This window comes from Chryseobacterium amylolyticum (assembly GCF_051011775.1).
Classification (GTDB): Bacteria; Bacteroidota; Bacteroidia; order Flavobacteriales; family Weeksellaceae; genus Chryseobacterium.
This window is the reverse complement of sequence record NZ_JBPCHX010000001.1, coordinates 913,934-929,034: the sequence shown is the minus strand read 5'-3', so window position 1 is coordinate 929,034 and position 15,101 is coordinate 913,934. Positions and strand designations below refer to the sequence as shown.

Genomic DNA, 15,101 nt, shown 5'->3' with positions numbered 1-15,101 from the left:
GGCTACACAGAAGCTAATGTTGAATGTTCGTGTACAAAATTTTCTAACAGTTCTACCGCTTTGTCATTTCCTCCGGCGAGGGTGAATGTGTTCTGGACTTCCCTGGCGGCTTCCCGGTATTTCGGATTTCCCAGCAGTTCAAAAACTGTTTCACGGAGCGCATCTACACGCAGTCTCTTGTAGCGGATGCTGATTCCGCAGCCTGCTTGCTCGATCAGTTTGGCAATATGGAAATGATCGTAGGCAATAGGTGTGATCAGCATCGGTAATCCGTTACGGAAAGTATCGTTTACCGTATTGAAGCCGCCGTGGCAGATCACCATGTCCATCTGCTGCATCACTGCAGATTGGGGAACAAAGCTGTTTACGATAAAATTATCCGGCCATTCTTCAAAGATTTCCGGTGGAGTAGCGGCAACTACTGTAACCGGCTGGTCTTTGAATGCGGCAATGATCTTTTCAAAGAAAGCTTTTCTGATGTCTACCAGCAGCGTTCCCAATGATACGAATATCTTCGGAGTTGTGGAAGCGTTCAGTTTATCCCAGTCGAATGGGGCATCGTTCGGGCGTCCTTTTACCGGCCCTACGAATTTCATGTGAGGGGGAACGGTTTCAAATCCGGCAAAAGCCTGTGAAGTAAACACCATATTCAGTTTGTGAGAATGGATATAAATGCCTTCCTCATGAATGCCTACTTCTTTTTGAAGGTCTCTGATCAGTTTTTGCTGCCATTCCCAGATTTTTGGGGCACTTTTTTCCGTATCTCCCATCACATCCGGCGGAACCGGAGTAGTGGTTACACAGGGAATATTGTTTTTATGGGCGAAAAGAGCGCCTCCGAAAGTGATACAGTCATTCACGATCACATCAGGCATCCAGCTTTCTGTGAGTCTCGTTAATCCCGGCATCATCATTTTAGCAAAAGGAACATAGGTTTCTTCCAGTGCCAGCTTCATCACTTCAGGCCCTGAACATGCGGGGCCGTCATCCTGTCTTTTTAAAATACGGGCAATTTCCTCCTGATACGGAATAAGGTCTTCTTCCGGATAGAAATAAGAGCCTCCTTCAGGAATATGTTTGCTGTCTAAAGGCGTAATTCCGAACCATTTTACTTCGTGGCCACGGGCAATCAGACTTGCTCCCACACTTAAAGTAGGGCTCACATGTCCGAAAAACGGAGGAACTACGAATAAAAACTTAGAGGGTTTTTCAGGTTTTGAAGCCTTTGCTATAGCCTGTTCCAGTAAAGTGGCTGCCGTAGCTGTGCCTCCTGCGTCGGCAAAAGATTGTCCCACTTTCTGAGCGGCTTCACGGTAGCCCGGGTTATTTAAGATCTGCTGTACAGCTTCTCTCAGATGATTGGCTTTAAACCTGTTAAAATTAAGACGTTCACCCGCTTCTGTACGTACCACACGTCCTGCAACGTGTGACTGGTCGTATGCAATCGGAATCACCACCAAAGGGATCCCGTTGGATAAGGTTTCAGAAACCGTATTGTGGCCACCGTGGCACACCACACCGTCAAGATGAGGGAGCAGATCCAGCTGGGGAATCTGCTGATATACCATAAAGTTTTCCGGCCACTGCTCAAAAAGTTGTGGATCAGAAACCACTACAACGGTTAAATCTTCGTCTTTAAAGGCGTCAATGACCTTCTGGAAGAATGCTTTTTTATGATCGTGATCGAAAGTAGTTCCGATGCTTACTAAAATCTTTTTGTTGGCAGCATTTTTCAACCTGTCCCAATCGAATTCACAAGAGATGCGTCTTTCGGTAAGAACAGGGCCCGTGAACTGATATTGAGGCGGCAGATCTTCCATTTCACCAAAAAAATGACCGGAGGTTAACACAAGCGTCAGCAGGTCTGAAGTGGCCAGAGAACGTTCCTCATGGAAACCAAGTTCTTTTTGTAATCCGATGATCTGATTGACCTGCCATTCATGTACCTTTGGCAGTTCATTCATGATCTTGATGGCAGCCGGAGCGGTAACGGATGTGGCATAAGGAATTCCAAGCGCTTTTGCGGCCACCGGGGCTGCAAATAGCTGGTGGTCACCGATAATTAAATCGGGTTGATATGTTTTCAGTAAAGCAACAACTCCGTTATAGCAATGTCTGTTCAGCGGGATAAGAACCTCTTCGTACAGGAACTTTACGCTGTCTATACCATACACTACTTTTTTTGAAATGATATCGAGATATTGTTCACTTTCTCTTTTTTCTTCGTCAGTCTGATCGTATTGGATCAGTAATAATTTTCCTCCCCCGGGAAGTTTGGCCTCTAACGTAGGGTCAAGGCTGATCCAGGCTACTTCATGTCCTCTTTCCAGCAAGGCAGCACCGATGCTTAGGGTAGGATTGACATGTCCTGTGAGTGGCGGAACTATAAATGCAAATTTAGCCATGGTTTTGTGTTAGGATTTTAGATAAAAATTGAGCAATCGTTTCAGCGATAAGCTGAGGTTCCTGGATAGGAATGTTGTGATCGCCCGGGATTAATTCAAGTTCAGACTGGCTGATTTGAGACTGAAGCCACTCACCGGTAGGCCTGCAGTTGGAATCAGCGCCATAAAGCAATAAGGTAGGAGCCGTTAATTCATTGAAACGGGCTTCACCAAGGAAATGCTTTTCCTTGATCATATCTGCTTTAATGCTGGTCTGGTTAAACAGAAATTCATACATACGGTGGTTCTTTTCCATTTGCCTTTTGCCCATCTGCACTTTGGTGGTATCGGTAAAGTTGGCTACGTAATGCTCAAGGAATTCTTTGCTGTATTCATCAATGATGTTACGGGCTTTTTCATCCTGAGGATCCGGTGCCTCCATCACTACCAGTTGATGGATACGTTCAGGATAATCCAAAGCTGTTTTTAACGCAATCAGACCTCCGAAGCTGTAGCCGGCAAGGTGTACTTTTTCCAGTTGAAGGTGATCTGCTAAACCTATTAAATCGGACGACATGTTGTCAAGATCGTACCCATCCGGAAAGCGCTCACTCATACCGTGGCTTTTCAGATCGTACATCACCACATGGAAATGTTTGGCCAGAATGGGGGCAATATTAAAATAATAAACGGACAGGTTGCTGAACATACCGTGGATGAGTACCACGGTTTGTCCGGCTCCTTTGTTGAGTTCCTGTATATGAACTTGTCTGTTATTGACAGTGATTATTGGCATTCGTAGATATAATTGATGATCATACTAAGGTCAAGATTGATCAGCTGGTCCAGATCCATGGAAGACAGCCAGCCTGTAAAGTCGATCTGATCGCCAAAATGCGCTTTGATCTTTTCAGAGAAAGAGACAATCTCTATGCTGTCCATTTCAAGATCTTTGGTGAATGAACTTTCAGGAGTAATATCCATCTCCTCTACAAATTCAGCACCTATCACTTCAGTAATAAAACCTTTTAATAAAGTAAAAAGTTCTTCGTGGTTCATTTTTAATGTTGCGTTTACAGTGTCCATCCGATAATATAATTTTTATGTTTAATAGTTTTTATTTCAATATTGTTGATCCACAGGTGATCGTCTTTTATTTCTTCTACTTCGAAGGCTTTTGGATTTCCTTTCAGTCCGGTTCCTGAGAACTTTCCGTAGGCTTCTTTAGCTACCCAGAAACGGGTGGTCCATTCTGCCTGATCTTTTCCTTTTAATAAGGTTAATTCTTTGTCTGTAAATACCAGGTCATAGAATCCTTCGCTGCGTTCTTCCATGATTTCCATATCAATTCCTACAGGTTTTCCGTACCTCGCAATTCCCACAGCATCTTTTCCTTTGTGAGCCAGCGAAATATGGATATTCTCTGTAAAATCACTGATGAGGTAAGGTTTTCCCGCTTCATTAGAACAGATTTCAAACGTGATCGGGAAGCAGGCATGATTTTTTTCTTTGCGGAGAAGATTTCTTACGGCATCTTTCACGGCTACACGGCTTACCATCCAGTTTTTCTTTTTATTTGGTAATAATTGCTGATGGTGCTGCTTTTCCGTCTGGTTGAAATACCTTTTCAGGATAAAGTCCCATGAAGCTACTCTGGTGTAGGCCTGGTGGAAGAAGAATACTTCAGGAGCAATCTCTTCAGAAAGTCGGTTGTGCAGCGGCGACATGGAAACATTCCATAAAGGGGCATCAATTTCCAGTCTTCTGTTCTGCCAGCCCGTGATGGCGCACCATACTTTTCCGTCTCTTTTCAGGATGATATCTGCGATGGCAAATTCATCATTCAGTTCGGTCAGCATACAGGTACATTCAAAGATACCATCCTGATCGTGCATATCTCCAAAGAATTCAATATCTCTGATTTTTACAGGGAATGCAATACGGTCTTTCACCAAAGTAAGCTGCAGCCAGAGCCCGAATAACTGTCCGGCATTGTCCAGTAATGAACCTTTACCGCCGTTTCCTTTAATTTTTCCGATGATTCCTTTGTCTCCAACGGCTGAAACTTCTGTAATTCCCTGGTATTTTTCTCCATGGAACATGTGCATGTCATAGATTTCTTCAGGTGTTCTTTCGATAGGTAAAAGATTTCCGATGGAAAGATTGAATGCCGGTGCCGGAACAGGGCCTGATTTTAAAATAACTTCTGCGTTGGCAAAGTTTTCAATATCGAGATAAGCATGATTCGGTGAACGCCATTCTCCTCTTACGGTTTTCCCGAAAGGTTGGGCAACGTTCATCCACTGGAAGACACTTACGTTCATGATTTTATGAACCTGTGTTCCCGGAATTTCCGCTTCTGCAATTTCTGCAAGCTGCTCAAAAATCATCGTCATCGGGATGACCGGTTCCATATCTGCGACATGAGCCCATCCTTTCGGCTGTCTCAGTAAGCTGTGGTCGATCAGGTAAGGATGGCTTTCCAGCGTTACGTACAGGTCTTTTGTGAAGGTTGTACTTCCCGGTGCTTTTGGAGCAGCCTGTTGTGCTGCAGGAGGCACCGGAGCAGGACGCCGGATTGTGATTTCCGGACGGTTCTGGAATAAAGTCAATACTTCTTCCTGCATACGGATCATATCGGCAACGTTATCCTGGAATGCCTGTACCAGCGGATGACCGCTTTTGGCAGTCATGGCTGAAGCTGAGGTGGTATATTGTTTTGGCTCATCAAAGGATGAAGCCAAAGCTTTTACTTCTTTGAAGTTACGGATAATAGGAGAACCTAATTCCAGCTTAATGCCTTTTCCTGTTGATTTTTTTGACTGATGCCGGATTTCCAGAAAGTCAAGGGCAACGGTTTTTCCTTCCACAAATAATGAAGCTACCACACGCTGTAACTGAGCCAATGCAGAACGGGTAGGAACGCTGGATGCAATCGTGCTGAATGCTTTTCCTTTTAAGGTATCATCAATAAATCCGATCAGTCCTCCGGTACCGACCTGGATGAATACTCTGGCGCCTTCTTCGTATAATTTATCGGTCAGTTCACGAAAACGGACAGGTTCTACCAAATGCTCGGCACTCAGTTTTCTGATGGCTGCCTGATCTGCAGGATAAGGTTCTAATGTGGTAGCAGACCATAATGGAATTTTCGTCTGCTGAAACTGTGCTTTTTCCATTCCGGCAAGGATCACATCCAGTTTATCCGCGATAAAAGGAGAGTGAAATCCTGACTGGAAAGGCAGCACCTGGTGGAAAATCTGCCTGGCTTTTAACAATGGAACCAGTTCGTCCAAAGCAGCATTGCTTCCGCAGAGAATCACCTGATTAGGACAGTTGTCATTGGAAACATACAGATTTGAAATTTCATCAATAAAAGGTTTTATGGCTTCAATACCTGCTCCTATGGCAATGAATTTTGAATCTTTTAATTCAAATGTTTCAGGATTCAGCACGTCAATTAAAGCTTTTACAGAATTGGCTTCTGCCAGCTCAGACGAATATCCTGCCAGCCATTCTCCCAGGCTGTGCCCGGCATTCATATCGGGAATAACCCCCAGTTTTTTCAATGAATTGTCAAGGATACTGCAGTTGTTGAAGATATTCAAAGCATCGGTCAAAAGGCCTTCTCCTTCCGTTTCAATAGGTGCTGTTAACCCAAAATAACGGCTTACCGTTTCTACTTCACCTTTCGCCAGACCGTCTAAGCCCGGAAATACAAAGGCTACTTTACCGCCATCCTTTAATAATGGGGTAGAAGTGTACCAGATGTCCTGCTTATTTTTCCAGATGATATTCTTGGAAACAATTTTAATGGCTTTTTCTATTCTTGCCGGTGTCGGATCGAAGATGGCTACTCTGAAATCTCCTTCTCCAATGGCTGTTTCATGATTTTGTAAGGCTGAAAGCAGTTCTTCATGGGTAGGTCTTGCCAGTATCAGCACCTGATCTTTTTTCGGCATGTCATACCCTTCAAGAACAACGTGTGCATTGATTCCTCCAAATCCGAAGGCATTTACAGCGGCTACTTTTGGAAGTCCTGTTTTTGACCAGTTTTTGGCTTCCTGTACCGGTTCAAACCTTGTGTTCTGCATCTCTGCAGTTGGATTCTCACAATATAATGTTGGCGGCAGAGTGTCATGGTGTAATGCTAAGCAGGTTTTAATTAATCCTGCAATTCCGGCAGCCGGCATCGCATGTCCGATATTGGACTTCACAGATCCGATACCTGCAGCCGGAGCAGCTTCTTCTTTTCCGAAGAACTGAGCTAACGTCTGAAGTTCTGTTTTATCGCCAAGCGGTGTTCCTGTGCCATGGGCTTCAAGGTAACCGACTTTATTTTTATCTAAATCAGCATTGATCCATGCCTGTTCCAACGCCTTCAGCTGACCTTTTACGGATGGGCTCATCACGCTGGTTCCGGTACCGTCACTGCTGACTCCCACACCTTTGATTACGGCATAGATTTTATCCTGATCGCGAACGGCGTCTTCCAATCGTTTTAAAACAACGAAACCACAGCCTTCACCGATCAGTAAGCCGTCAGCATCACTGCTGAAAGGCTTAATCCGCTGCTGGCGTGACATGGCGCCCAGCTGGGCAAAAATACTCCAGAAAGCAGCATTCTGTCCTGTGTGTACTCCTCCTGCAATCATGATATCGGAACGGCCTCTCTGAAGTTCCTGCACCGCATGGTCTACAGCGATAAGTGCAGAAGCACAGGCTGCGTCTACCGTAAATGCAGCACCTCCTAAATTGAAGCGGTTGGCTACAAGAGAGGCAACCAGATTTGGAATTAACCCCATGGCGGTATCTGCTGCAAAACGGCCTTTACGTTCCTGAAACGCATGTTTTACCTTTTCAATATCGGAAGAAGAAACGTGAGGCAGCAGTTCCTGCAGCAATGAAGAAATCTGTTCACCGGTTCTTACAATTTCGATAGCACGGGTAGCTCCCGGCCCGGTGTAGTTTCCTTTCCCGATGATGATTCCTGCTTTTTCAAGGGAAATATTCTTCTGAAATACACCTGCATCTTCCAGTGCTTTCTGTACCAGATCAAGGGTAAGCAAATGGTCGGGTTCCGTTCCTTCAACAGCCAGTGGCAGGATACCGAATGCTGTAGGATCAAAAGTATAATCAGGGATAAACCCTCCACGCTGGCAGTAAAAACGGTCAACGGGGCTGGTGGCATCACTGAAATGAACCGGATCTATCCGGTCAGCCGGGGCCAACCCGGTAGAATCGACTTTATTGACAATATTCTGCCAAAAAGTGTTGGCATCCTGTGCCCCGGGAAAGACACAGGACAGGCCAATTACGGCAACATCTGTTTTTTTCATACGTTGTTTATGCAGAGTTTTACCAATTATTTCCAGACATGATCAGCACCTGGCTTTCAGTACCGTATTTGATCTCATTTAAGAAGATTTCTTTTCCTTCATCCAATGGGATCATGGAAATTCCTCTGCGTTCGTATTCTGATTCAAGGGTGGAAGAAACCATTCCGGCACCTTTCCATGGCCCCCAGTTGATCGAGATTACTTTTCCTTTTAATCTTTTGTCCAAGGCATTGGCATAATCATCCAGTACACTGTTGGCAGCCGCATAATCTGTCTGCCCTTTATTACCGTATACAGAAGCGATACTTGAGAATAATACCACGAACTGGCAGTCTTCACGAAGCTGTTCTGCCAATACACGAAGCGGTTTCACTTTGGTATCAAATACACGTCCGAAAGAGCTTGTTGTCTTTTGTTTAAACAGTTTATCCTCTAAAAGACCAGCTCCATGAATTACTCCATCCAGGCGGTCATATTTTTCATAGATACTGCTGATTAAACTGCTTAAACCTTCTTCATCACAAAGATCCAATGATTGGTAAATGATGGTATTTCCAAGTTCTTCCATATCACGGATGGTGCGGAGAATCTGATTGTTTTTGAAAATTTTGGTCGTTTCTTTTTCAATCTCTGCCGGAGAAGTGAATTGTCCGGATCTGATCAGAAAACCTCTGATTTCTTCTTTGGTTTTCATTCCTTCAAAATCTTTTGCAGAAATTTCATTTCTCGGGTCTGCAGACCTTCCTACCAGAATGTAGGTACACGGATATGCCTGAGACATGTGTTTTACCAACTCGGCGGTGATTCCCTGTGCCCCTCCAAGTACCAGTACCACAGATTTCTGATCCAGCTGAATGTGGGCTTCACTTAAACTTGTTGACAATGGAGAAGGGATAATGTCTACTTTGTGCCTCTGGCCATTTTTGTAAATGATTTCAGCGGGTTTGTCATTGGTAAGGATTTCCTTTAAGGTAATCTCAGCAATCTGATTTACTTCCTGAGGAGTGCTCAGACTGATCAGTCTGCAGGCCGTATTGTCAAATTCTCTTGCCAGGCTCTTGAAAAGTCCCGGATATCCCTGATGATGACGCAATACGCTTACATCAGTAATTTCCTGAAGATGAGCAGGAATATCTGAAATCAGGTATACCCATTTCGCTTTATCAAAATCCAGTTTTTTGATCAGATCTACATGGTCGATGATGCTTGGTTTATCAGCCGCTGAGAAAAGATCCAGCATAATTAATCCGTCAATGTCTGAAAGATCTTTTCCGGCATCTGCCAGTTCTACAATCGCTCCATGTTTTTCCAGAGCTTCCCGGATTGCTGAAGAATGTTTGCTGCTATCCTGGGTGATTGCAAAACGTTTTCCCTGCAATACCTCTGTATTTTGAACTAAAGAGGTATCAGTAGGCGTAATATCAAAACGGAGACGTGAAAGTACATTTTGAGTCGGTTCCACGGCGTTTGTTTCTTTTGTTTCCTGAGTAGTTCCGTTCGATTCACCATTCATTTCGCTGATCCAGCCTGCCAGACCGCGAAGTGTTTTAATGGCAGCCAGTTTTTCCATCACATCATCCGCCTGTTCAAGGTTTTGGCCGAAACCGATCCTGGTTTTAAGATCACCAATGATTTCCATACGTTTAATGGAATCGATACTCAAGTCTGCTTCAAGATCAAGGTCAAGACCTAACATTTCTTTCGGATATCCTGTTTTTTCACTGACGATATTCAGAATAGCATTTTGAAGATCTTCAAGAGAGATAGCCGGCTGGGTCTGTGTTTGTGAAGCTGCTGGCTCAGCTGCTGATCCGTTTTTTTCAGAAGCAGCAGTTGTTTCAGCCCCTGAGAATTCCGTAAGCCATGAAACAAGACCGCTTAGGGTTTTTATTCCTGCAAGCTGCTCCATAACGGTATCTTCACTGGTGTTTCCGTTACCCAGAGTTCCCAGTTCGTTGCGGAGTGTTCCGATGATTTCTACTCTTTTAATAGAATCGATACTTAGATCCGCCTCAAGATCCATTTCCATACCCAGCATTTCCTGAGGATATCCTGTTTTATCGCTTACCACCTGCAGCAGTAAGGATTTAATATCTTTTGAAGGAGCTTGCTTTACAGGAACTGCATCTACTGGTCTTTCCTGGTAAACAGGCTGAACCGGGATAGCAGATATGGGCTGTTGTGCAGCCACTGGTGCCGGTGAATGGTATACAGGAGCGGGGAATGCCTGCGGATTCTGTCCCATAAAGGAAAGCATCACATCACGCTGTGCCTGTATCATTAATTTCATGCTGTTTAAATATTCCTGCAGCATACGTTCGGCGGTAGATTGCGCTTCAGCTGCCGGTGCCTGGTGATTCGTAGTAAAATTGTTCATGGGAATAGGGTTTATAAGCGGTAATGCACCATTGGATGGCAGATTACCATGGGTTGGATGGGCAGTTTGCCCGTTTACACGCCAGATGGCAGGGCTTTTCTTGTAAAGCTCAGGTTGATTAAGATCAATAACCTTAACGTTGCGTCCATCGAAAAGTTTACTGATATTGAAGCTTCGCCCTGTTCCTAAATATTGCGCCAGCATGCAAAGCAGATGGCTGAATTTATTATGGCTGTTGTCTTCAACATATAAGGTAAGCTGGTCTTTTTCCAGACAGGATTTGGTCAGTCCGGTAAGAACTTTTCCTGGCCCTACTTCGATGAATATTCTTGCTCCATCGTTATACATTGCCTGCAGCTGTTCTACAAATCTTACAGGCTGTACCAGATGATCAGTAAGTCTTTCTTTTATTTCAGATGGATTTTTAGGATATACTTCTGCTGTGGTATTGGACCATACCGGAATCTGCATTTCCCCGAAAGGAACATCTTTCAGTACTTCAGCATATAAATCCTTGGATTTTGCTAATAACGGGCTGTGGAATGCACAGGCAACCTCAAGCTTTTTGGCTGAAATACCTTCCTGTTTAAGAACTTCCAGCAATTTATTGATCGCTTCTGTATTTCCTGCAATGACACATTGTGTAGGAGCATTAAAGTTGACAGGATAGCATCCTTCTACTTTGGCAATGACCGGTTGTAAACGTTCCGGAGTGGCGCTTGCTGCAAGCATTGATCCCGGATCTCCGCCCTCTACCGAGTCTAAAATAGACTGAGCTCTCTGGATACTTAAGTCCACCAGTTTATCTTCTCCAAATACTCCTGCAAAACATAATGCCGGAATTTCACCGTAGCTATGGCCTGCCAGCATATCCGGGATAATGCCCAGTGACTCTAAGAATTTAGCCAATGCAAGATCAACAATTCCTAAAAGCGGTTGAGCTAAACGGGTATCTTTAATGGTTTCTTTTTGTCTTTTTAAATCAGCTTCACTGAATGTTTTGGATGGGAAAACCACTTTTTCAAGTTCAGGATACTCATCAATAATCTTGCGCATAGCCGGGAAGACTACGAATAAATCACGAGCCATATTGATTCTCTGGCTGCCCTGTCCCGGAAATGTGAAGGCTACTTTACCTTCTTTTTTATTAACAGTGAAAGTATCTTTGGTTTCAATGCCCAGCAGTACCAGTTCCAGCTTCATCATCAGGTCTTCAACAGTGTCTGCCACAATGCTGAACTGAATCGGCTTTTCTGAGCTGATGCTTAAGCTGTATGCAATATCCTGTAACGGAATACCATCATTAATTTCTAACAAAGCTTTTACCTGGCCGGACTGTCCTTTTGCTTCTTCATAGGTATCTCCACGGAAAACAAACAATTCTGAAGGCCATGACTGCATTACGATTGAATCATCTTGTTTAGGATGGCTGGCAATGACCGTGTGGAAATTTGTTCCTCCAAATCCGAAAGCACTGATTCCTGCATAACGGTTTTTCTCTGACCATAACCCGCTTTCTGCATGGAATGCAAACGGACTGGTCTCAGCATTATAGTAAGCGTTAGGCTGCTGAAGATGAAGGGTAGGTGGTTTTACCCCGTGATATACAGCAAGGGAGGCTTTGATCAATCCTGCTAATCCTGCAGCACACTTGGTATGTCCGATCTGTGTTTTTACCGAACCTAAATGAGTCTGCCCCGGTAAAGCTCCTGAACGGCTGAACAAATTCGTTAACGCACTGAGTTCTGTTTTGTCACCTACTACCGTTCCTGTGCCGTGTGCTTCTACAAGACCTACGGAAGCCGGGCTTATCCCTGCCTGGGAATAGGCACGTTCCAGGGCTCTTACCTGGCCTATTTTTCTTGGAGCAGTAAGCCCAAGTGCTTTACCGTCGCTGGAGCCTCCGACTCCTTTGATCACAGAATAGATACGGTCACCGTCACGTACAGCATCCTCATATCTTTTTAAAACAAGGATGGCAATCCCTTCTCCAAGGGCAATACCGTCTGCATCACCGTCAAATGTAGCACATCTTCCTTTTCTGGATAAGGCATGTGTACTGGAAAACATCAGGTAATCATTGATTCCGTTATGTAAATCTGCTCCACCTGCAAGAACCATATCAGATTTTCCCAATACAAGTTCCTGGCAGGCAAGGTCAATTGCTGCCAAAGAAGAAGCACAGGCTGCATCTACGGTAAAGTTTCTGCCGCCAAGATCCAGACGGTTTGTTATTCTGCCGGCGATTACATTGGCAAGAATACCCGGGAATGAGTCTTCTGTAGTATGGGGAAAAGCTTCTTTTACTTCTTCATGAAGTTCTCCGAAAACCTGCTTATAGTATCCTCTGAAACTATAGCTGTTGGCAAGGTCGTTACCGCCTTCAGCACCTATAATGACAGAAATGTTTTCTCTGTTGATTTGTTTTTCACCATATCCTGCATCTTCCATTGCGCGTTTTGCAACCAACAACGTCAGCAATTGTGTTGGTTCAATGGCTGCCAGAGATTGTGGCGGAATTCCGAATGTCAGCGGATCAAAATCAATTTTAGGAATAAATCCTCCCCATTTGGAGTGCGATACATCCGGTCCGTCAGAATCCGGATGGTAATACAGTTCTTTATTCCATCTTTCATCCGGTACTTCGGTAACACTGTCTTTTCCTAAAATAATATTTCTCCAGTATTCCTCCAGGTTTTTAGCGCCCGGGAAGATACATTCCATTCCTACAATGGCGATGTCCAGAGGTTTTTCTGTAGAAACCGGTTTTTCAGGCAATGCTGCATTCTGAACATGCTCATCATTGTCCACGATACTTTGGTGAAGGGCTGCCAATGAGATCACACGGTTGTGCATCGTAGCTACCTGGCCAATCATGTACATTCCTAAGTCTAGTTGGTCATCTTTAGGAATGCTGACAAGTTGATCGCCCTGGCGTTCTATACCTTTAGCTGCAATACGCAAGCGGCCGACATTTAATTTTTCAAGCTGTTCCCATACCTCTTTTTTATCCATTCCGGCAGCCAGAAGTTTGGATTTTTCTTGGTTGAAATAATTGGCAAATGCTGTATTTAAGCAACGGGTTTCATGTCCCGGGGCCGTTTCCAGTAAGACTGTATCTTTCGCCTGCATGGCCTGCAGCTGGAATTCTTCCTGAATGGCTCCGGTTTGTACAGCTTCATGGGTATACAGATAAGCTGTTCCCATCAATACTCCGATTTTCACTCCTCTTGCCGCTAATGGTGCTGCCATAATGGATACAAACGCTGTTGAAAATGCGTTATGAATTCCTCCGGCAAAAAAGACACTGATATCTTCCGGGTGATCCTCTTTTAAAATACGCTCAATCTGTTTTTCCCAAAGAACCGTACTGGCCAGTGGTCCTACGTGGCCTCCGCACTCACGTCCTTCAAAAATGAAATTTTTAGCACCTTCTTTCAGGAAAATATCCAGAAGGGCAGGAGAGGGAACATGTAAAAATGATTTTATACCTGCTTTTTCAAATACCTTGGCCTGGGCAGGTCTTCCGCCTGCAATTAAAACCACAGGAGGTTTTGCTTCTAATATATAGGAAGTCTGTTCATCTCTTAATTCCTGTGGGGCAAATCCTAAGATTCCTACCCCCCATGTTTTTTCACCAGCCAGTTTTTTGGTGTCCATGACCAGAGATTTTGCTGATTCTCCTTTTAGTAAGGATAGAGCAACGAAAGGTAAGGCTCCGGCCTCTGCAACTGCATTGGCGAATAAAGGAACATCACTCACACGGGTCATCGGGCCTTGAGCTATAGGATATTGCAGACCAAGATCCCGGGCTAAGGCGTTTTCTTTATCAACTACCTTAAGCGCTTTTGCCTGTTTCAGGTGTCCGTACATGGCTTCTTTGAATCCGAAAACCAGTTTTTTCAGTGTTTTAAAGTCTTCATACAGGTCTGTAGCCAGTGAAATGTCTTGTCCCATTGGGATATAGCATGCATTAAGGTCGAGACCGTAAAAGAATTTTTTCAGCTCTTCAGCAGTAGTATTTTCAGGTAAAACGGGTGAGTTGGGTCTTACCAGTACACGATGGTTGGCGATCACCTTAGTTTCCGTCCCATTCAGTTTTGAGCATACATCTTTCAGCTCCCGGGGAACCGAGCTTTCGGGAAACAGGGCCAGCTGACTGTCCAGTACAACTCCTGCAGCTCCCAATGCCTTAGCCGCCGCTGCGGTATGGGGACCTATTCCTCCCTGTACCCACACCGGAATATTCCGGATTTCATTGATCACACGCTGGAACAATACAAACGTGGATTCATATCCTACCAGTCCGCCTGCTTCATTTCCTTTGATAATGATTCCTTCTGCTCCCGATTGTTCAGCCTGTATGGCTTCTTCCAGGCTGGTTACCTGAGAAATAAGAGGCAGATTGGAAGGGGCAGGCATTCCGGCCGGAAGAATGGCAAATCTTACTTTTTCAGAAATCTGTAGGTCGGAGAAAGGGTCGTTAGAAAAATAAATACCATACGATGGTACGTCTATCTGATCAAGTTGATGTAACGCTTCCTGGGCAGTTGCAAGCTCATCTCCTAAACTCAGGACGGGAAATGCACCCGCCTGATGCAGTTTAAGCATAAGGTTAACGTCCGGTTTTTCAAAAGGCGTTAGTCCAATAATGGTTAATTTTTTCATGGCGTGATAATTATTGAATGATAGCAAGAGTTTTATAATAAAAATGCGGAGCCTTTCGGTAATAAGGCCTGTGCTTTTTATTATGATATAATAAAATTGGTTTTTATCAAATAGTTAACAATATGTATTGTTTGGTGTTGATTATTTAATAATCTTCCGGTTATGGATGGGTTGTAAGTTGTGTTGGTGGCGTCCGGCTTTTCAACGGGCATTAGCCTGATTTTGGTCAAGTTTTTCATAGCATCACGGTATAGAAATAGTTAATGATATCCCATAACAAAAAAACGGATACTGCTGGTATTGATGGTGTTTATCTGTTATGAGTGAATAAAA

The 15,101-nt window shown here is 44.2% G+C and carries 5 protein-coding genes; all 5 read right to left on the bottom strand.

Going from position 1 to position 15,101, the window contains the following annotated elements; all coding sequences use genetic code 11:
- Nucleotides 1-2: 2 nt before the first annotated feature.
- Genes ACR1PO_RS03995 through ACR1PO_RS03975 form a run of 5 tightly spaced genes read right to left on the bottom strand, consistent with a single transcriptional unit; the run spans nucleotide 3 to nucleotide 14,768 of the window.
- Entirely contained in the window at nucleotides 3-2,405 is a 2,403-nt protein-coding gene (locus ACR1PO_RS03995) for a glycosyltransferase (protein WP_433985919.1), read from the bottom strand.
- Nucleotides 2,398-3,180 (bottom strand): alpha/beta fold hydrolase, encoded by a 783-nt coding sequence (locus ACR1PO_RS03990; RefSeq protein WP_332387827.1) that lies wholly within the window; start codon nucleotides 3,178-3,180, stop codon nucleotides 2,398-2,400. Before ACR1PO_RS03990 ends, ACR1PO_RS03995 begins: the two co-directional genes overlap by 8 nt.
- A complete protein-coding gene (locus ACR1PO_RS03985) occupies nucleotides 3,171-3,470 on the bottom strand; it encodes an acyl carrier protein (protein ID WP_002977699.1) in 300 nt (99 codons plus the stop codon). Before ACR1PO_RS03985 ends, ACR1PO_RS03990 begins: the two co-directional genes overlap by 10 nt.
- Complete coding sequence (locus ACR1PO_RS03980) at nucleotides 3,458-7,723, bottom strand: beta-ketoacyl synthase N-terminal-like domain-containing protein (protein WP_433985918.1); 4,266 nt, start codon at nucleotides 7,721-7,723, stop codon at nucleotides 3,458-3,460. The genes ACR1PO_RS03985 and ACR1PO_RS03980 overlap by 13 nt, the downstream gene beginning before the upstream one ends.
- A 19-nt stretch (nucleotides 7,724-7,742) precedes the next feature.
- Entirely contained in the window at nucleotides 7,743-14,768 is a 7,026-nt protein-coding gene (locus ACR1PO_RS03975; protein ID WP_433985917.1) for an SDR family NAD(P)-dependent oxidoreductase, read from the bottom strand.
- Nucleotides 14,769-15,101 lie beyond the last annotated feature (333 nt).